General features: G+C 60.1%; 20 protein-coding genes. 7 read left to right on the forward strand and 13 right to left on the reverse strand.

Annotation, left to right across the window (positions count from 1 at the left end):
* Nucleotides 1-13: 13 nt before the first annotated feature.
* From aceF to AC4HNJ_RS04645, 3 genes are all read right to left on the reverse strand, one after another.
* Nucleotides 14-1,387: a dihydrolipoyllysine-residue acetyltransferase gene (gene aceF / locus AC4HNJ_RS04635; RefSeq protein ID WP_490478351.1), complete on the reverse strand. Its 1,374-nt coding sequence runs from the start codon at nt 1,385-1,387 to the stop codon at nt 14-16.
* A 147-nt stretch (nt 1,388-1,534) separates the two neighbouring features.
* Nucleotides 1,535-2,329: a mechanosensitive ion channel family protein gene (locus AC4HNJ_RS04640; protein ID WP_490478352.1), complete on the reverse strand. Its 795-nt coding sequence runs from the start codon at nt 2,327-2,329 to the stop codon at nt 1,535-1,537.
* 173 nt (nt 2,330-2,502) lie between these two features.
* Nucleotides 2,503-3,306 carry a DUF2884 family protein gene (locus AC4HNJ_RS04645; protein WP_490478353.1) on the reverse strand — a complete coding sequence of 268 codons (804 nt, stop codon included), beginning with the start codon at nt 3,304-3,306 and terminating at the stop codon, nt 2,503-2,505.
* Between the two features lie 209 nt (nt 3,307-3,515).
* Here AC4HNJ_RS04645 and AC4HNJ_RS04650 point away from each other — a divergent pair, with 209 nt between their 5' ends.
* Complete coding sequence (locus tag AC4HNJ_RS04650; protein WP_490478354.1) at nt 3,516-5,171, forward strand: FAD-binding dehydrogenase; 1,656 nt, start codon at nt 3,516-3,518, stop codon at nt 5,169-5,171.
* On the forward strand, nt 5,168-6,178 hold the full coding sequence (locus AC4HNJ_RS04655; RefSeq protein ID WP_490478355.1) for a 2-dehydropantoate 2-reductase: 1,011 nt from the start codon (nt 5,168-5,170) through the stop codon (nt 6,176-6,178). Before AC4HNJ_RS04650 ends, AC4HNJ_RS04655 begins: the two co-directional genes overlap by 4 nt.
* 37 nt (nt 6,179-6,215) lie before the next feature.
* On the opposite strand, the gene AC4HNJ_RS04660 is transcribed toward AC4HNJ_RS04655, so the two are convergent.
* The 6 genes from AC4HNJ_RS04660 to AC4HNJ_RS04685 all read right to left on the reverse strand — a co-directional run bounded on the left by AC4HNJ_RS04660 (nt 6,216) and on the right by AC4HNJ_RS04685 (nt 10,135).
* The gene (locus AC4HNJ_RS04660; protein ID WP_490478356.1) at nt 6,216-6,605 is read right to left on the reverse strand and encodes a hypothetical protein; all 390 of its coding nucleotides are present in this window, start codon (nt 6,603-6,605) and stop codon (nt 6,216-6,218) included.
* A gap of 435 nt (nt 6,606-7,040) precedes the next feature.
* Nucleotides 7,041-7,478 (reverse strand): DUF2383 domain-containing protein, encoded by a 438-nt coding sequence (locus AC4HNJ_RS04665; protein WP_490478357.1) that lies wholly within the window; start codon nt 7,476-7,478, stop codon nt 7,041-7,043.
* A gap of 118 nt (nt 7,479-7,596) precedes the next feature.
* Nucleotides 7,597-8,352, reverse strand: a complete 756-nt coding sequence (locus tag AC4HNJ_RS04670) for a DUF2884 family protein (RefSeq protein WP_490478358.1) — start codon at nt 8,350-8,352, stop codon at nt 7,597-7,599.
* A gap of 136 nt (nt 8,353-8,488) precedes the next feature.
* Complete coding sequence (locus tag AC4HNJ_RS04675; RefSeq protein WP_490478359.1) at nt 8,489-8,965, reverse strand: hypothetical protein; 477 nt, start codon at nt 8,963-8,965, stop codon at nt 8,489-8,491.
* Between the two features lie 59 nt (nt 8,966-9,024).
* Nucleotides 9,025-9,573, reverse strand: coding sequence for a peroxiredoxin (locus AC4HNJ_RS04680; RefSeq protein WP_490478360.1), 549 nt, complete (start codon nt 9,571-9,573; stop codon nt 9,025-9,027).
* 103 nt (nt 9,574-9,676) lie between these two features.
* Nucleotides 9,677-10,135: a hypothetical protein gene (locus tag AC4HNJ_RS04685; protein ID WP_490478361.1), complete on the reverse strand. Its 459-nt coding sequence runs from the start codon at nt 10,133-10,135 to the stop codon at nt 9,677-9,679.
* A 225-nt stretch (nt 10,136-10,360) separates the two neighbouring features.
* Between AC4HNJ_RS04685 and AC4HNJ_RS04690 the strand changes: the two genes are divergently transcribed.
* Both AC4HNJ_RS04690 and AC4HNJ_RS04695 read left to right on the forward strand, forming a co-directional pair.
* Nucleotides 10,361-10,780, forward strand: coding sequence for a universal stress protein (locus AC4HNJ_RS04690; RefSeq protein WP_490478362.1), 420 nt, complete (start codon nt 10,361-10,363; stop codon nt 10,778-10,780).
* Between the two features lie 101 nt (nt 10,781-10,881).
* Nucleotides 10,882-11,703, forward strand: coding sequence for a ferritin-like domain-containing protein (locus tag AC4HNJ_RS04695; protein WP_490478363.1), 822 nt, complete (start codon nt 10,882-10,884; stop codon nt 11,701-11,703).
* 122 nt (nt 11,704-11,825) lie between these two features.
* Here AC4HNJ_RS04695 and AC4HNJ_RS04700 read toward each other — a convergent pair whose 3' ends face one another.
* From AC4HNJ_RS04700 to AC4HNJ_RS04710, 3 genes are all read right to left on the reverse strand, one after another.
* Entirely contained in the window at nt 11,826-12,302 is a 477-nt protein-coding gene (locus AC4HNJ_RS04700; protein ID WP_490478364.1) for a DUF6491 family protein, read from the reverse strand.
* 71 nt (nt 12,303-12,373) lie between these two features.
* Nucleotides 12,374-13,117: a hypothetical protein gene (locus AC4HNJ_RS04705; RefSeq protein ID WP_490478365.1), complete on the reverse strand. Its 744-nt coding sequence runs from the start codon at nt 13,115-13,117 to the stop codon at nt 12,374-12,376.
* Between the two features lie 64 nt (nt 13,118-13,181).
* Entirely contained in the window at nt 13,182-14,054 is an 873-nt protein-coding gene (locus AC4HNJ_RS04710; protein WP_490478366.1) for a LytTR family DNA-binding domain-containing protein, read from the reverse strand.
* Between the two features lie 100 nt (nt 14,055-14,154).
* On the opposite strand from AC4HNJ_RS04710, the gene AC4HNJ_RS04715 reads away from it, so the two are divergent.
* The 3 genes from AC4HNJ_RS04715 (at nt 14,155) to AC4HNJ_RS04725 (ending at nt 16,363) form a co-directional block, all read left to right on the forward strand.
* Nucleotides 14,155-15,399: an MFS transporter gene (locus AC4HNJ_RS04715; protein WP_490478367.1), complete on the forward strand. Its 1,245-nt coding sequence runs from the start codon at nt 14,155-14,157 to the stop codon at nt 15,397-15,399.
* 361 nt (nt 15,400-15,760) lie between these two features.
* On the forward strand, nt 15,761-15,934 hold the full coding sequence (locus tag AC4HNJ_RS04720; protein WP_490478368.1) for a hypothetical protein: 174 nt from the start codon (nt 15,761-15,763) through the stop codon (nt 15,932-15,934).
* Between the two features lie 114 nt (nt 15,935-16,048).
* Nucleotides 16,049-16,363, forward strand: a complete 315-nt coding sequence (locus AC4HNJ_RS04725; protein WP_490478369.1) for a hypothetical protein — start codon at nt 16,049-16,051, stop codon at nt 16,361-16,363.
* A 144-nt stretch (nt 16,364-16,507) separates the two neighbouring features.
* Here AC4HNJ_RS04725 and aceE read toward each other — a convergent pair whose 3' ends face one another.
* On the reverse strand, nt 16,508-19,201 hold the full coding sequence (gene aceE / locus AC4HNJ_RS04730) for a pyruvate dehydrogenase (acetyl-transferring), homodimeric type (protein WP_490478370.1): 2,694 nt from the start codon (nt 19,199-19,201) through the stop codon (nt 16,508-16,510).
* Nucleotides 19,202-19,605 lie beyond the last annotated feature (404 nt).

Below are 19,605 nucleotides of genomic sequence, written 5' to 3' on the forward strand. Positions count from 1 at the left end.
GATCTTCTCCCCGTCAGAGCAGCAGGCGGCGGATGTCGCCAAGCTGGGTGGCGAGGAAGGAGGCGAAGCGCGCGGCGACGGCGCCATCGATGACGCGATGGTCGTAGCTGAGCGACAACGGCAGGATCAGACGCGGCGCGAATTCCTTGCCATTCCACACCGGCTTGGTCTGCGCCTTGGACACGCCAAGGATCGCCACTTCCGGCGCATTGACGATCGGTGTGAACGAGGTGCCGCCGATGCCGCCGAGGGAGGAGATCGAGAAGCAGCCGCCGGACATATCGTTGGGACCGAGCTTCTTGTCGCGCGCTTTCTTGGAAATCTCGCCCAGTTCAGTCGCCAGGTCGAGCAGGCCCTTCTTATCGCAATCGCGGATCACCGGCACGACCAGGCCATCCGGCGTATCCACGGCGATGCCGACGTGGAAATACTTCTTGAGGATCAACTTCTCGCCGCTTTCGTCCAGCGAGGCATTGAACTGCGGGAATTTCTTCAGCGCCGCAACCACCGCCTTGATCTGGAACACCAGCGGGGTGATCTTCAGATCCTTGTTTTCTTCGCCGAGCTTCTTGCGGAACGCCTCCAGCTCGGTGATGTCAGCATCTTCATGCTGGGTGACGTGCGGGATCATCGCCCAGTTACGCGCGAGGTTCGCGCCGGAAATCTTCTGGATACGCGAAAGCGGCTTCTCCTCGATCTCGCCGAATTTGGCGAAATCGATCTTCGGCCACGGCAGCAGATTGAGACCGCCGCCGGCCGCTACGCCGCCGCCCTGGATCGGACGCGCGCCGGAAGCAAGCGCATGCTTGACGTAAGCGGTCACGTCCTCGCGCACGATGCGGCCACCTCGACCACTGCCCTTGACTTGGTGGACGTCCACGCCCAGTTCGCGGGCAAAAGCACGGATCGCCGGCGAGGCATAAGGGGCATCGCCCGGCATCACCAGTTTTGCGTCGAACGGCGGACGGGCTTGCGGCGCCGCATCGCCTTCCGGTGCATTACCGGGCAGTACGCTGCGACCGCCCAATGGAGCAGGCTCTTCCTTCACTTGAGGAGCGGGGGCGGGGGCGGGCGCCGGTGCAGGCGCGGGTGCCTTGGCAGCGGGCTCTTCCGCCTTGGCCGGGGCCTGGCCAGCGGCAGCGCCGCCAGCCGCTTCGATCACGGCAATCAGCGCGCCCTCGGAGACTTCGTCTCCTACCTTCAGCTTGACTTCCTTGACCACACCGGCAAACGGTGCGGGCACTTCCATCGTGGCCTTATCCGACTCCAGTGTGATCAGGCTCTGATCTTTTTCAACAGTGTCGCCGGGTTTGATCATTACCTCGATGACGGGCACATCGGCGTGACCGCCGATATCCGGAACGCGGGCTTCTTTAAGGTCGGCCATGATTTCTCCTGCGGAACGATGGCGGCCGCGCAGGGGGAGGCGACGGCGGCCGCAAGGCTTCCATCATAGCAACCGCAGTGGATTCCGGACATGGCAAGAACGGCAAAAGCACCCCGTGCGCATACGTATGCGCTGAATTTGTCTTGCTTATTGCCCGGGCGAGGCGGTGACCACGCGAATCTCACGTTGTGGGAAGGGAATACTGATGCCTTCGGCGTCAAAGGCCTCCTTTACCGCGCGCAGCAAATCCGTCTGCGCGGGCCAGAAATCGGCAGTAGCAGTGTAGGCCCGCAACAGAAGGTTTACGCTGCTGTCCCCAAGGCTGTCGGTCCATACCGTTGGCGCGGGATCTTTCAAAATGCGGCGGTCGGCAGCGAACAAGCGCTGCACCACCGCCACCGCCTTGCCGATGTCGTCGTCATAGCCGATACCCACGCGCAACTCGAAGCGCCGGGTTCCGCGGCGGCTGAAATTGATGATGGCATCCGCTCCGATCTTCGCATTGGGCACTACGGCTTCGCGATTGTCCGCCAGGATCAGTTGCGTGTGCATGAGGTTGATGCCTTCGACCGTGCCGTCGACACCGCCGGCGTGAATGAAATCCCCGACTTTGAACGGACGAAACACGATCAGCAGCACGCCCCACGCAAGATTGCTCAAAGAGCCTTGCAAGGCCAGGCCGATCGCCAGACCTCCCGCGCCCAGCGCGGCGAGAAGGGGCGCGCTCGGAACGCCGGCCGTCTGTAGCGCAATCACGATCAATACGGCGATCAGCACACCGTAGAGCACATTGCGCAGGAAACCACTCAGGGTGGGATCCACCGCGGCACGCTGCATCGCACGCTGCAGGAAATTAGCCAAGCGTGCGGAAGCCCAGCTACCTATCGCTAGCACCAGCAATGCACCAAGCAGGCTGGGCCCGTGCCGCGTGAGCAATGACATCAGGTCATCAGACGAAGTGTGTAGAAAACGCTCGAACATAACGCAGTCCCTGGCAAAACTGCGCAAAGCCTAACAGCCTGCAAACTGGCCTCCCACACCGGCGCAAAAAAATGCCCGGAAGGGAGACCGGGCATGTGACTGTCCCATGCCGGGGGAGCATGGCTTTAGGGGGACTAACGCTGGGCGTATTGACTTGCCTTGTAGGAACGATCCATGTCTAAGGTCATCAGTTGCAGCCGCTCACCGTGCGAGAGGCGAAACTGAAAGTGTTGTTGAAGCTGATCGAGTTGGCTCAGCTGGGGACATAGCGCTTCGGCGCGCTGTGCGAGCTTGTCTGCCGGTTGATTGACCGCTTTGTCGAGCGTTGCGTCCAGTGCAGCGGTCCGCTCTTGCAATGATGCGAGTTTGGTCGAGTCTCCGCTGAGCGCATCTTTAAGCGCATCGCCGGTGATGTTGCCGACGATATCTTCCACCGTTTTCTGCAAGTTGCCGCTGAAGAGGTCGTCCTCATCACCCGCGTTCCAGAAACCCCGGCCAAGCGTATCGTCGATGTGTTGCATCGCCTCGACGCGCCGGTCACGCAACTCCTGCAACAGCTGTGTGCGTTCATCGCCGTTATCGGCGAGCGTTGCCGCGACCGTGGCAAGCGCGGAATAACCGATATCCACGCCATCGCGGGCGATGGCCGTGACAGCTGGTACCAGACTGCGTACCTGATATTCGAATTGACGTAGACGATCCGCGTCCGCCGGAGAAACAGCCATCGCGTGATCGTCTATCCACAACTGTCCGTCATGCATGAAAACATCATGGGGATATCCGCTGCTGCGGGTGAACACGACACCCTCAGGCTTGACGTGCACATCGTAATCACTGCTATAGGAGCACTGCAGCCCATGACGATGGCTTTCACCGGCTTGGACTCCGCCGGCGATCAGGCCAAAGAGCAGGAAAGACACGACGAAACGATGGCGCATGCAGCAACCCTCCCGTATTCAGTCATTGCACGCTTGGATGCGTTCGGACAGGCATAGGGTTTAATGCCGGGGGTAGTGGCGGCATGGGCCGTACGTCACGCCCTGCCATCGGTCATAGGCGTGCTTCTGCCTCCATGGCGCAGCGCACATAGGCAAATGGAGGGCCACACGATAAGTTGGCTGTTCCAAGCGCACCCAGGGATGTGCCCATGCAATCCACCGATGCCATCGTGGTCGGCAGCGGACTCGCCGGCCTGGTCGCGGCGACCGAGCTGACCGATGCCGGCCGGCGCGTTGTCGTGATCGAGCAGGAGCCCGAGCAAAGTCTCGGTGGGCAAGCGTTTTGGTCGTTCGGTGGTTTGTTTTTCGTCGATTCTCCCGAACAGCGCCGCATGGGCGTGCGCGATTCGCGCGAGCTGGCGCTGGCGGACTGGCTCGGGACAGCCGCATTCGATCGTCCCGAGGACTATTGGCCTCGCCAGTGGGCGGAAGCCTATGTCGATTTCGCCTCGGGTGAAAAACGTGCCTGGCTGCATCGCATGGGGATGCGCTGGTTTCCGGTGGTGGGCTGGGCGGAGCGTGGGGGCTATGGCGCGATCGGCCACGGTAATTCCGTGCCACGTTTTCATGTGACCTGGGGTACCGGTCCGGGTGTGCTGGAACCCTTCGTGCGGCGCGCACGCGAAGCACAAGCGAAAGGCTTGTTGAGCTTCGCCTTCCGTCACCGTGTTGATGGATTGATCACGGACAACGGCGACGTCATCGGCGTCCACGGCGCACGGCTTGCGGACGATGCCATCGAACGCGGCAGACCCAGCACACGCGAAGTCGTCGGCGATTTCGAATACCACGCGCAAGCTGTCATCGTGGCCTCCGGCGGCATCGGCGCCAATCACGAACTGGTACGAAAGAACTGGCCGGAGCGATGGGGGCAGCCACCCACCCATATGCTGAGCGGCGTCCCCGCGCATGTGGATGGCCGCATGCTCGGCATCAGTGAACAAGCAGGAGCGCGACTGATCAACCGTGATCGCATGTGGCATTACGTGGAAGGCATCGAGAATTGGAATCCGATCTGGCCGATGCATGCGATCCGTATCTTGCCGGGCCCCTCCTCGCTTTGGTTCGATGCTTGCGGCAATCGCCTGCCCGGTCCGCTTTGGCCGGGCTTCGATAGCATGGGTACACTTGAACATCTGCGCCGCACCGGCTTCGATTACAGCTGGTTCATCCTTGATCAGCAGATCATCCGGCGGGAATTTGCATTGTCGGGCTCAGAGCAGAATCCCGACCTGACCAGCAAGAGCTGGCGACAAGTCGCCGGACGCGCCATCGGCAAGCAAGCGCCCGCGCCGGTGGAAGCATTCAAGCAACACGGCCGCGACTTTATCGTGCGCGACAACCTGGATGATCTGGTCGCCGCCATGAATGCGCTGGCTGGCAATGCCCTGCTCGACGCATCGCATTTGCGTCGGGAAATCGAGGCACGCGATCGGCAATTCGATAACCCTTATGCCAAGGACGGGCAAGTCATGGCCATTCATAACGCTCGCCGTTATCGGGGGGATCGTCTGGTACGCGTCGCCAAGCCGCATCGGATACTTGATCCGGCCAATGGTCCGTTGATTGCGGTACGCCTGCATATTCTTACCCGCAAGACCCTGGGCGGTTTGGAGACAGATCTGCAAGGGCGTGTGCTGGGGCATGACAACGAAGCCTTGCACGGCCTTTATGCGGCGGGCGAAGCCGCCGGCTTTGGTGGCGGCGGCTTGCATGGCTACCGTGCCTTGGAAGGCAGTTTCCTGGGTGGCTGCCTGTTCTCCGGCCGCGTCGTCGGACGCGCTGCTGCCGCCGCCGTCGCATGACGTCATTACCGCGCATTGCCATTTACGGTGCCGGCATGGTTGGCAATTACCTGGGTGGCAGGCTTCACCACCATGCACGCGTTCGCTTGATTGTCAGGCCGCATATCGCAGCGACGCTGCGGCGATCCGGACTGACTGTCAGTGACCTGCACGGATACGAACAGCACGTTGCTTCCAGCTCGCTCGACCTGGCATGGCAACCCCATGCCGTGCGTGGTGTGGATGCGGTGCTGGTCACCGTCAAATCAGCGGCAACGATGGATGTGGCACACGAACTTGCCGAAGTGCTCGCACCGGGAACGCCGGTCATCAGCTTCCAGAACGGCGTGCGCAATGCGGCGGAATTACGTGCCGCGCTACCTGGACATCCTGTGTTGGCTGGCATGGTCCCTTTCAATGTCACGCAACCGGATGCCGGTCATTTTCATCAGGGTTCTTCCGGTCAGCTGGTCGTGGAACGCTCATCGGCGCTGCAGGACTTGTTGCCGGTCTTCGCAAACAGTGGCTTGGCGTTGCAGCAGAGCGACGATATGCAGGCGGTAATGTGGGCAAAACTGTTGATCAATCTCAACAACCCACTCAATGCACTGAGCGGACTGCCGCTGCGCGAACAGTTGGCGCAATACGCCTGGCGGCGCTGCCTCGCCTTGCTGCAAGGCGAAGCGTTGCGAATATTGGATGCCGCGGGAATCCGGCCGGCGCAACTGACTCCGCTCCCCGCCCGCTGGCTGCCGATGGTGCTGTCGACGCCGAATACGCTGTTCCGCCGCTTGGCTTCGCGCATGCTTGCCATAGATCCATTGGCGCGCTCATCGAGCTGGGACGATCTGCAAGCAGGCCGCCGCACCGAGGTGGATTACATCAATGGTGAAATCGTGGCGCTAGCGGCTTCGAAAGGCCTGCGCGCGCCGGCGAATGCACGTATCGTTGGATTGATCCGCGAAGCGGAGCAGTCGTATTCAAGGTGGGAACCTCGTGCGTTACTGAAAGCACTGCGCGCATCATGATGCGCAGATCACACGAGACGGCAAACGAAACGAAAGACTAGCGGGCAACATCGTCGATGTGGGCAATTTTTCCGCCGACCATGGTGAAGGTGGTGGTATGCCCATCGCGGTGATAGATCCAGGTTTCGCCACTGCCTTTGTCTTTGGCGTCCTTGCTTTTAGTGCTTTTACTCTTCCCGCCTCCCGCTTTCTTGCCCTTGCCACTTGAGCTGGACGCCGTTTTTTTGCGCGTACCAACCTGGCCCGATCCGGAGGTTTTTTTCGACACCGTAGCCTTGGTCTGGGTCGAAGGATTTCCAAGCAAGGCTTTCACTTTTGCCGCGCTGTCACCGATTACCAGTAATTGACTTCCCACACGTAAGCTCTGCAATGCATGGGCATTGAGTGCGGCACTGCATAACAGCGCGAAAAGCAGATAGTGGCGCATGCTTCGGTCTCCGGTCGTGAATGGAGCAAGATCCCGGTCACCGTCGAATTCAATATCCCGTGCCAGGTGCGGCGAGATCGTGTTGCGATGCGGCGCGCTCGTTCTGCCTGGCACCGCCTTCCAACGAAGAAAGCGCCCCAAACACGCAATCACTACCTCGAGCTGATGAGCTTCGCATAAGCCTCGGGCTCGCCCCGCACCGTTCGCCATGAAGCAGCTTGAACAAGGCAATGACACGCTGCCCCAAGCTCTGCATCTTCAATATGTTGCAACGGCATGAAGGCGAATACGGACTCAAGGAAGAGATGCCGACGGTCCAAGCCTTCGTCCATGCCTTACAGCGCTAGATGTTGATCGACTTCATCCTGCATTCTGATGTCGAAGGCTCAACATCAGCATTGCGTCGAACGGAGAGAGAGCGCGACTTGCCATGCGTCACTGCCCGACGCCGACTGCCTTGGCAAGGCTGTGCATATCCAGATGGATCGAATGCAGGCGCGGAAGCTGGCGATGCAAAGCAGTGGCCATGTCACCCGGTGCCAGCTTGGCCAGCGCACGCTCGAAAACCCGCATCAGCTGTTGTTCGCTGTGTGCGAGCAGCCGGATCCAGGCATCGTCGTTGCGTGGCAGCAACGCGTCGAAGCGCTGGCGCGCCGCACCGATGACTCGTCGCCGGGTGGCGGGGGTGCCGTCATGGCTGCGCATTTGAGCCTGCAGTTCGTCAATGACCTGGCCCAAAGATTGAGCTTCTTCTTCCAACACGGTACGCAGACCGGGTTCACTTACCCGTAACGCCGCATAGCGATACAACGCCCGCAATTCGATGCTGCGGCGTATCAAGCCATTGCATAGACGTTGAATATCGAGCGACACGGGGTCGCCTCCTGCCAGGATCGGAATCTACGAATGGCGACATCTTGCAGGACAAGCACTTAGCGGCGGCTAAATTTACTTGTCGTATCTATGAGCCGCTCAGCTCGCATTTCGCCGCTCACTGGCCGACCTGAACGAGGTTCAAGGCCCGGCCGTTGCTGGCCCGTATGCCTTGCTGCAGCTCAGAAAGCTGCCGTATGTCCGGGCATAGCGCTTCGATTTGCGGCTTGAGAACCTGCAACCGTTGCTGCAGGCGGGGCTGAAAATGGGCGGCGAGGTTCATGGCCTGCTCACGCAGCGTAGCCGCTTGCTGCAAATCGCCGCTCATGGCCGCATGGATGGCTTGCTGACCTATGGCCGAGGCAAGCAAAGGAGCGATATCGCCGATGACCTGGTTGGCGTATTGGTTGGCGGCATCGCCATGCCAGTCATGGGTGCTCTCGCTATGGGCGACACGCTGATGCAGTTCCGCTGCCTCGCTAGCCAGCCGCTGCTGCAGTTCAGCGCGCGTGGCAGCATCCAGATTCAGGCTATCCGCCTCGTCCTGGATGGCTCGCAGTGCGACATCCACACCTCGCTGGACCACTGCCTTCACACGCGGAACCAGGGCACGCAGCGTGCGCTGAAATAGCGCCAGGCGATCCTGGTCTTCGTCGTTGAGTGGGACTCGCACACCATCCGTCTGCAATGTACCGGCGCCAATCACCACACGCATTGGCGCCGGTTCCGACCGATCGAAGGTCAACTGGTTAGGTTGCACAGTGAGGTCGTAGCTGCTGGTGGCATGGCACACCTTCGCCAGATCCTGCGCATGCAGGCAGCCGCAGACAAGCATCAGCAGCCACGCGACCATGCAGCGGTTAGAGTGGCACATAGAAAACTCCGTCGATCACGCGATCTCAGAAACTGTCCAGAAACCTATGGCGACCGGTTTCTGGACGGCTTCCCGGGGACCGACAGCGATAAATGGCGATGCGGGAACCGACGCTGAATCCGCCGATCTCGGTACATCAGCCGCGGCGCGCACGGAACTGAAGACGAACGGCGGGTTGGCCGAGCTGCCAAGCCAGCCAAAGCAACAAGGGCACAGCCAATATCCGCAGTACCAGGCCGATCAACAACAGGCGCCGAAAATCGGTCGGCAGCGCTTGCCCTGGTGACAAGGCGCTCGCCATTTGACTGAACGCAGTCCACTGGTGCCAGAGTAAGGTGCCGCGATAGGCGCTCCATACGCACAGCAGCAATGCGATGATGCGCAGTGCCGGGCGCGCCCAAGCCTGGCGAAGTATGCAACCCGCACAGGCCACGATAACCACAAATGCGGCGGCCAAATGACCGAGATCCCAACCCAGCAAGCCGCGAAGCTCCACGGTATTGCCTGGGTCGCCCGGCGGCACGCGCTGCAACGCCCCCCACACCAGTTGGGCGTTATGGATGTATTCCACGCCTCCGAAACCGGCCAGCAACAGCAGTACCCAAACGAGCATACGCCACCACGCAAAACGCGATGTCCTTCGCGGCTCGAGATCAGAGCGAGATATCAGCATCAGGCTGCAGCCCTCTTCAATGTGTTGAGATCGCCCAGTACCTGAGCGGCATTTTTCTTGGGATCCACATCCCGGTAAATCTTGGCGATCTTGCCATTCGGATCGATCAGGAAGGTAGTCCGCTTGGCGAAGTGGAATCCTATGGCAGACGTTAGCACGCCATAACGAATGGCTACCGCTCTGCTCGCATCCGAGAGCAGTGGAAAAGGCACGTGATACTTCGCGGCAAATTCCGCATGTGATTTCACGTCGTCCAGGCTGATCCCTACGACGGCTGCTCCTGCTTGACGCAAGTGATTGACTTCATCTCGAAACGAGCAGACTTCGGTCGTGCAACCAGGCGTGAAATCCTTCGGATAAAAATAAAGCACCAGCCAATGCCCGCGATAATCTGCGGGGCTATGCCAGTGCCCATTCTGGTCCTGCAGGCGGAAAGCCGGCGCGGGCTGCCCTATTTGCGGATGCCCGTCATGGATCGCGGCGAATGCGGAAAAAGTCGCGAGACTCATCAAACCGAGCATCGCGAACATCGTCAGGATGCGGCGCATGGTTAACTCCCAACTACGACTAAAAGCGAGTATACGCTGGGGTGCGCAAGCGAAAGGCGCCCGAAGGCGCCTCTCGTCATCCCAAGCATGAAGCTTCTGCGTGTCAGCGCGCCGGTTCGATCTTGAAGGAATCGACGGCTACGCCGAGATTGACGCCTTGACCGGTACCACTCAAGGCGATCGAGGTAGTGCCTTTGGTCAGCACCTGCGCCGTACCGCTGCGCACAATGCCAGCCGAAGCGCCGGCCTGCGCATAGCTACCGTAGACATCCTTGATGCTATACACATTACTGATGTCGCCATGGCCACTGACGTGGAACTTGCCAGCCGTCAACCCGCCACCATGCATGCTGATGGTGACCGCCGATCGTTGTCCGTTATCGCATCTCACGGTGCCGTGTCCTTCAGCATGCTGATAAATCGCCGACCATCCGGAAAGGCTATAGGTGAGGTGGCACTTCACCGGTGCTTCCCCTGCGCGGGCCGAAGTAGCCGGCAGGGCAGCCAAGGTACCCGCGCACAACAGCATGGCGGCAGTCAATCCAACGATATGCTTGCTCATAGGGATCTCCTTCCAGTTGCAGAGGCTCATCATAAAGCCGTAAGGAAAAGTGTCGGTTTTGCAAACTGAATAAACCGCCAAGGGCAGTTTGTGGCGTTCAGGTTCGGTAATCGCCTGTGATGCCAGCGTGCATGGCCAACCTGTTGTTCCGCGGTGCTTGATGCTTAACTAACAATGCGCCGAGCAGACTGGACGTGACTCGGGCGCGATTGCCGCGGAGGAAACATGCCCAAGTATTCGTTGGTCGGCTACGACAGCTCAGAAACCTCACAGCGCGCCTTTCGCTTTGCCATGGAGCTGGCCAGGGCGTGCAAAGGGCGTGTACGCGTTGTTTCGGTGTTGCAGGTAACACAAGGGGGAGCCGATGCCTGCGCTCTCATGATGACGGATTCGGCCAGCCAGCGAACCGAGGAATTGCTGGAAGAATTGCATTCGCTCGCTCCGGATGTCGAGCAACTGGTCGATCTTGAGATCACCCACGGCAGCCCGGGAGATGTGTTGCTGGGCCAGATCGGGCAGCATCCTGCCATCGACCACATTGTGATCGGCCATACCGGACGCGGTGCCTTGGCCCGGTGGCTGTTGGGCTCGGTTTCCGAGGATGTTCTGGCCGGTGCCCATGTGCCGGTCACCGTCGTGCGTTGAGGGTCAGGTCGGGTTGCATTAATCCGTGCCAGCGTTCACCGTTTATGCTGTTGTCCCTGATCTGTCACAGACCGGCCGGTCTTTTGCACGGGAAACACCACGTGGACTACAGCACTGTCTTGCCATGGACTTTGGAAAGCCTGAATTTCTCCGAGATCGACCTTGCGCGCGTACGACATAACGAAAATCTCTTCCTGCTGCTGTGCAGCGCGTCTTTCGTTGAAAGCGGCTCGGACCTATACACCCACAATCTCATCGAGCACTTCGATGGCGACCTGGAACTCCAGGGCTGGCTGCGCGACCACTGGGAACATGAAGAATTGCAGCACGGCCGGGCACTGGCAGCCTATGTTCGCCATGTCTGGCCGGAATTCGACTGGGATGCGGGGTTCCAGGCTTTCTGGAAAGACTATGGCGCACTGTGCACGAATGAGCAGCTGGAACCATCGCGCGGGCTGGAACTGGCTGCGCGTTGTGTCGTGGAAACGGGCACCGCCAGCCTGTATCGCGCCTTGAACGACATTGTCGACGAACCCGTCCTCAAGCAGCTCACCAGCCACATCAAAAGCGATGAAGTGCGGCACTTCAAGCACTTCTATCAGCATTTCCAGCGCTACCGCGACCAAGAACGGCTGGGTCGCTACAAAGTGTTTCGCGCCATCGTGCGCCGCGTGAATGAGATTCGTAACGAAGACAGCGACATCGCGCTACGGCACGTTTTCAATCAATGCTATCCGCAGTTCAAGGATGACAAGGCAGCGTTCCAGAAAGTCGCCGGTCCCGCCCAGGCATTGCTGCGCCGACATATCCCGGCAGAGATGACGGTAAAAATGCTGTTGAAGCCACTCGACCTGCCGCCCCGTCTGCAGCAGGCGGTGGAAAAGCCACTGGCGCGGATCAGCGAGAAGTTATTCCTGAACTGATGCAGCTGCGCAAAGAAATTTGCGCGGCTCATCGCCCTGCTCCCTCGGTTTCCGCCAGCGATATCGCATCGCGCAGGAACTAAGTTCCGGCAAACCAGGCGTTTCGCGACACCTATAGCAGTTCAATGATCGCCAGCGTGTGCTGGCGGCGCGTTACCAGTGTTGCCGCGCGGCACGCTATCCATATGGCGCTGCCCCTCCTTCTCCAGCTTGAACCGGGCCAAGTTGATGGGGCGAATCTGCTTGATACGGCATGGGATGTATGGACGTCCTGTCAGCACCTTGTCAAAGCCGGTCTGCACTTCATTGGCAAAGCTGGTCAAGCCGATGATGTTGGTGAACGTCAGGTTGTTGCACGGCCATACATCCAATAGAAAAGCACGATTGGGCAAGGTATAGACCACCAGCTGGGCGTCACTGAGTGGCTCCCATGAGTAGATCTGTGCACCCAGTACAAGTCGGAAGCTGCGTACCGGCGCGCCCGCAGCAGCGTTGTAGGCCTGCTGACGCTGCTGCAGGCGTTGCGCGTAAGGTGCGGTTTCGCAGGCAGTAAGCAGCATTCCCAGGAGCAAAAGAACCAGAATTCGCAGCTTAGCCATCGCACCTGTCTCTATGATCTGGATAGGCCCTACAACGCGCGAATGTCTTCCCGGTGCACGTTCGCCACCATCTATTTCTTGCCCAGCGGCGCCCATTTGGACGGGTCAAAACCACCGACTTCGAACAAGAGTGTCCGCTTGCCTTCGTCGCGCGTTTCCACATCCATCTCGATACGCTTGGTTTTTTCCAGCGCCTCGATAAAGGCTTTGTCGTCGCGAATGAAAACGGCTGGCTCGTTGCCCGTGGTGGGCAGGAAAGCACGCAGCGGATGGGATTTGTCATCGAAGCGGGCGGGGATGATGCAGTTGCCCTTGCATACAAAACCGTGGCCCGTGCCGAACAGGAATACGCTCTGACCCCATTTGGTGTGGCGCCGCAACACCAGGCGCACCGCGTGATCGCCGGAAGGACGGGTACTGTAGAGACTGGCGGTGGATTGCGTTCCCCCTTCCATCGGCCCTACCTGGTAAGACCACATGGCAGCAAGACGACGCTTCTCGCTCGTTTCTTTCCAACGCTGTTCCACTTGGGGCAATGTCTGCTCCACTTCTTTCGCTGCCGCAGAAGTGGGGAACTGCTTGACGATTTCCTCGCCTAGTTGCGAGGCCATTTCGTCGTTCTTCATTTGCAGCATCTTGCGATAGGTCTGCAGATCGCTGTTTGCTTCGGCCGCCTCGCGCTGCGCCTGGGCTTTGGCAGCATCCGCCGGACTCGGCGTGTTCTGGTCCTGCTGCGAGCAGGCGGCGAGAGTCAACCAACCGCACGCGGCGACGGTAAGGAGAAGGCAACGGACAAAAGGAAAGGAGCGGGCCATCGGCAGCACACCTGCAAAGGACAGGCCGTTAGCTTGGAACGAGGCACCGCCTGAGTGCAACCGCTCAGACCATCGCCGCTTGCCCGAATCGCTCACGCAAGGCCGCTCGATAACGCCTGCTGCAAGGAATTTTCACACCATCGCGCATCAGCAGGCGAGCATCGCCGGTCTCCAAAGGCTCGATCTCGGCCAGAAAATCCAGGTTGACCACGTAGCTACGATGCACCCGCAAAAAGCGTTGCGCGTCCAGTCGTGCCTCCGTGCTCGCCATGGTTGCGCGCAGCGGGTAATCCCGCCCACGGACATGCAGATTCACATAGTTGCCGGAAGCCTGCAGCCATTCGATTTCGCGAGCGGCAAGCAGGAATTCCTTGCCTAACTTCCGCACCAGGAAACGCTCGGGCTGGTCCACGGGCTCTACCGGCGGTCCGACGTCAGGCTCGGCCAGCAAGCGCGCCTCGCCTTGAAAGCGCACAACCCAGAATCGGTAAAGCCCAATGCCTGCAAGAATCCAGAAATAGGTACGCACATCCTTCAGATACTCGTATCCGAAATCGGTCCACCATGTACCAAAATCGTAGTGGTGCCCGGCAAGCGCGTAGACGAGTTTTCGCAACGCCACCATCCCACCGACATGAACCAGGCTAAACACCACGCTGTAAATGAGGTGTCTCGGCAAATTCTGCTGCCAGGTTTCAAAGCGAATCGGCCAGCGCCGCGAGGCCCACACCAAGAAAGGTATCAGCGCCAGCATCGCAACCGCGCTGCTCGCTTCCCACGTCCATGGTTGCCATGGTGGAAAGTCCGGGTGATCCATCACGGAAATCACACCATTGAGCGCCGTATTGATGACAAAGAACAACGGCCAGAAGGCGATCTCGAACGAGCGCCGCCAGCGCTGGAAGCTTTCAAACGTAAATTCACGAGGCATCCCCATATAGCCATTCTACTGAGGCTCGACCGAGCTCGACGAACCCGCCGGCTTTGCCGCGTGGTACCGGGCACCGATAATGCCGCCTATCGAGCAAGGACCTTCCATGTCATCCTCCCCTCTGTCCGGGTCATCGGACTCGTTGTTCCAGCATCGCGCTTATCTCGCCTTCTGGTGTGTACGCACCGCCTCGAGCTTCGGTTTCCAGATGTTGTCGGTGGCCGTGGGCTGGCAGATCTATGCGATGACCGGACATGCCTTCGATCTCGGCTTGATCGGCCTCGTACAATTCTTCCCCTCGGTGCTGCTGGCTCTTCCGGCCGGCCATCTGGCCGATCAATTTGACCGGCGACGCATCGTGCTGATGGGGCAGATCGTCGAATGGATTGCCATCGTGTTTCTGGCCATGCTGACATGGCTGCATGCGGTCAATGAGGTAGGCATCCTGCTGCTTATCTTCCTAATCAGCGTCGCCAAGGCATTCGAATCACCTTCCCTGCAATCCATGGTGCCGGCACTGGTGCCTCCCAACCTGCTGCCGCGGGCAATGGCGGTTAACGGCTCCGCCTTGCAGGCGGCGATGATCATGGGTCCTGCCGTGGGCGGCTTTCTCTACGTGGCAGGACCACAGATCGTGTATGCCGTGGCGGCTCTGCTCTATCTTGTTTCCGTGACCATGATGGCGCAGCTTCGCTACGAGCACGCGCCGCCGAAGCGAGAGCCGGCGACGCTGAAGACTTTATTCGCGGGTGTGCATTTCATTCGCGAACGCAAAGACATATTGGGCGTGATTTCGCTGGATCTCTTCGCCGTGTTGCTGGGCGGCGCCACGGCACTTTTGCCTATCTTCGCCAAGGACATTCTGCATACCGGCCCATGGGGGCTAGGTTTGCTGCGTGCCGCCCCGGCCATCGGCGCCCTGCTGATGTCGTTCTGGTTGGCGCGTCACAGCATGGAACGAAATGTAGGCAAGATCATGTTCGCATCCGTGGCCGGTTTTGGCGTCGCTACCTTGGTCTTCGCGCTTTCCAAGATCATGTGGGTCTCGCTGTTGGCACTCTTTGCACTGGGCGCCTTCGACATGATCAGCGTGGTGATTCGCGGCTCGCTAGTGCAACTGGACACACCCGATGCGATGCGCGGACGAGTCAGTGCGGTCAATGCGATTTTCATCAATACCTCCAACCAGCTCGGTGAATTCGAGTCCGGCATGGTCGCCGCATGGCTCGGCGCAGTCGGTGCAACGGTAGTCGGCGGCATCGGTACATTGATCGTCGTCGGGCTGTGGATGACCCTGTTCCCGACGCTACGTAGAAGGCAACGGCTACATCTGGGGGCATCATCCGCGTAGACACGACGTATCGCCTGCCCTGCTACCTTGGCAGCACGCACACGGGGATGTCGTGCAGGTGAATGTTGCCGATTGCCCATCCGGCCGTTATGGCGCATCTACACGCAGTGTCGCGTGGAGGGATCGACCGACGGCGCACCCTGGAACACGTTGGTCGCTCTTTCGCATAAAACGCCGGACCGTCCAAACACCTACCTGGAGCTCGAGCAATCTGCGCGCATGCGTTATATGTCCCTATGCGTGTATTCGGCCGCGCCGATGGACCGCCGCCCGCGCCCGTGCTGGTTTCCGCCCAACACATGGCGAACAGGCGCGATGCGAAATCGCATGGAAGCCGGTTGCTGGAGGGGTGGGCTACAACGTGCGCTACGAACTGGCGCCTGATCGCCTGCATTCCATCTATCAGCGTTTCGCCGATCAGCCTAGCCGGTTGGTGCTGCGCTCATTGAACGAAGGGGGCCTACGTGGAGCCGCGCAAGCCTTTGACGAACACGAGGTATCCAAGCTATCCAGGTTCACGGTGCTGCGTCCCTGAGCCGAGGCCCAATTAGGGTGACGAAGATCAATGGCTGCACGTCTACGCTAGGTTAACGTCCCACTCACGTGTACGCTGGCAAGTTTGAAACCCGGACATTGGAGGAATATCGCCATGAGCAGGCAAGCCGACATCGAACGCCGACTCGACCATCTTGGCAACCGTGTGCGCGAATACGCCGATGGTGCCGCTGACACCGCCGACGGCTGGCTGTCCCGCGGACGCCGTGCTGTAGGCCGCTTCAACCGGGCTGACGCACGCAAGCGCATGGCGCGTCGTGCTGAGGATTTCGGGGATGAGGCCAACTATCAATACCGTCGCCTGCGCCGGCAGGTGGGTCGCCATCCGGTTGCCACGGCAGCCATCGTTGCCGGTACCGTTGGCGCACTCTTCCTGCTCTATCGCACCTTGCGTCGCGACGAAGACTGATCGTTTTTCCAACCGCAAGGTGCGCTCTAGGTGTCGTCATCCCGCGAAAGCCGGAATGACGGCGTAGGGGAGTGACAACGTTCAGAGGCATGGACCCATACAGTTCAAGCATAAAAAAAGCCCGCCTTCCGGCGGGCTTTTCCATTACACCGTCAGCGGATTCGGCTTATCCGGATCGAGCTTGTACTCACGGATCGCGCGCGCCACATCCTTGGCGTTGACCTTGCCGTCCTTTGCCAGCGCGGCCAGTGCCGCATGGGCAATCCAGTAGCGATCCACTTCGAAGAAGCCGCGCAGGTGTTCGCGCGTATCCGAACGACCGAAGCCATCCGTACCGAGCACCGTGTAGCGCATGTCGTCCGGCATGAAGGCACGAATCTGGTCGGCGAATTCGCGCACGTAGTCAGTGGCGGCAATCGCCGGACCTTGCCGACCCTGCAGCAGACCGGTGACATACGGTACGCGTTGCTCGCTTTCCGGATGCAGGCGGTTCCAACGCTCGGCGTCGAAACCATCGCGGCGCAGCTCGATGAAACTAGGCACGGACCAGATGTCGGCGCTGACGCCGAAATCCTTCTCCAGCAATTCGGCCGCGGCAATCACTTCGCGCAGGATGGTGCCGGAACCAAGCAGTTGCACGCGCGGCTCGTTCTTCTTCGCCTTGCCGCCGTCCTTGAACAGATACATGCCCTTGATGATGCCTTTCTCGACGCCCTGCGGCAGATCCGGATGGGCATAGTTCTCGTTCATCACGGTGAGGTAGTAGTACACGTCCTCCTGCTCTTCCAGCATGCGACGGGTACCGTCCTGCAGGATCACGGCAACCTCGTAGGAGAAGGTGGGATCGTAGGCGCGTACGTTGGGAATCGCACCGGCCAGCAGATGCGAGTGACCATCTTCGTGCTGCAAGCCTTCGCCGTTCAACGTGGTGCGTCCCGAGGTACCGCCGATCAGGAAGCCACGTGAGCGCATATCGCCTGCGGCCCAGGCCAGATCGCCGATGCGCTGGAAGCCGAACATCGAGTAATAAATGAAGAACGGCAGCATTGGCTGGTTGCTGATGCTGTAGCTGGTCGCTGCAGCCATCCATGCCGCCATGCCGCCAGCTTCGGAAATGCCCTCCTGCAGCACCTGGCCCTTCTGGTCTTCGCGGTAATACAGCAGCTGATCGGCATCCTGCGGGCGATATTTCTGGCCGAACGGCGCGTAGATGCCGATCTGGCGGAACATGCCTTCCATACCGAAAGTGCGCGCTTCGTCGGCAACGATCGGCACGACGCGCGGACCGATCTGCTTGTCGCGCAACAGCAGGTTCATGCCGCGCACGAGCGCCATCGTCGTGGAGATCTCGCGATCCCCGGTGCCCTTGGTAATCTGGTCGAACGAAGCCAGTTCCGGCGCCTTGAGCTTCACGTCGGTGTGGCGACGGCGCTGCGGCAGCGAGCCGCCGAGCGCCTTGCGGCGTTCAAGCATGTATTGCACTTCCGGCGAGTCCTTGCCGGGGTGGTAGTACGGCACGTCCTTGAGCTTGTCGTCCGACACCGGAATGTTGAAGCGGTCGCGGAAGTGGCGCACGGCCTCGTCGTCCAGCTTCTTCTGCTGATGCGTCGGGTTCTGCGACTCGCCGGCTGCGCCCATGCCATAACCTTTCACTGTCTTGGCGAGGATCACCGTGGGCATGCCCTGGGTGTTCACCGCGGCGTGATAGGCGGCATACACCTTGTGCGGATCATGACCGCCGCGGTTCAAGCGCCAGATGTCGTCGTCGCTGAGGTTGGCAACCATCTCGCGCGTTTCGGGATATTTGCCGAAGAAGTGCTCGCGCGTATAGGCGCCACCGAAGGCCTTGCATGCCTGATATTCGCCATCGACGGTTTCCATCATCAGCTTGCGCAGCACGCCGTTCTTGTCGCGCGCCAGAAGCGGATCCCAATAGCTCCCCCAGATCACCTTGAGGGCATTCCAGCCGGCGCCGCGGAACACGCCTTCCAGCTCCTGGATGATCTTGCCGTTACCGCGCACTGGACCATCCAGACGCTGCAAATTGCAATTGATCACGAAGATGAGGTTGTCCAGCCCCTCGCGACCCGCCAACGAGATCGCACCGAGCGATTCGGGCTCGTCCGTCTCGCCGTCGCCCATGAAGCACCAGATCTTGCGATCGGTCTTCGGCATCAGGCCGCGATGCTCCAGATATTTCCAGAACTGTGCCTGATAGATTGCCTGGATCGGGCCCAAGCCCATCGACACCGTCGGCACCTGCCAGTAATCGGGCATCAACCACGGATGCGGGTACGAAGAAAGGCCGCGGCCGTGGCCGGCCACTTCCATGCGGAACAGATCAAGCTGATCTTCGCTGATGCGGCCTTCGAGGAAGGAACGCGCATAGATACCCGGGCTGGAATGGCCCTGGTGGAACACCAGATCGCCCGGATGATCCGCGCTCGCCGCGCGCCAGAAATGATTGAAGCCGACGTCGTAAAGCGTGGCAGATGAAGCAAAGCTTGCAATATGGCCACCCAGTTCGCCGGGCTTGCGGTTGGCGCGCACTACCATCGCCATCGCATTCCAGCGAATCAGGGTGCGAATACGCCATTCCATGGCCGCGTCGCCGGACATCTTGGCTTCCAGGTGCGGCGGAATGGTGTTGACGTATTCGGTAGTCGGGTCGAACGGCAGGTATCCGCCGGAACGGCGCGTGGAGTCGACCAATCGCTCCAGCAGGAAATGGGCGCGCTCGGTGCCTTCGCGATCGATGACGGCACTAAGCGATTCAACCCACTCCTGGGTTTCGGTGGGATCAAGGTCCTGGTGGAGGATATCGTCGAGCTGATCCATGAAGGTCTCCGCGGCCGGGCGCCGCCTTACGGTGGATGCGCGTCGCTGGGGAAGCGACGAAACTGGAGCATCGGTCCGGCGGCTGGAGCCGGCACGGAACAGAACCGCGTGGCGTGTTCGCCGCTGGACGAGCTAACCGTCCGATTCTATCTGCCGACCGTATGCGACGCCAATTAGCAAGACGCACAAACATGATGCATCGATGGATTTGTGCGCCGCATCATGATGATGCCGCGCACTCCCGGTAGCGAGGACGAAACACATCGAAAGGCATCCGGGATGTCGAGAAAGCGGATTCGGGCGCCTTTTTGTAAAACGGACGCTTGGCTCCGCCTAAAGGAGCTTCCCCTGCCACGGAAGAGCCGTGCTGAGCCAGCGGTAGCTGCCTTACGTCGCCCTCCCCT

This window comes from Dyella sp. SYSU CM1112, from assembly GCF_058216415.1.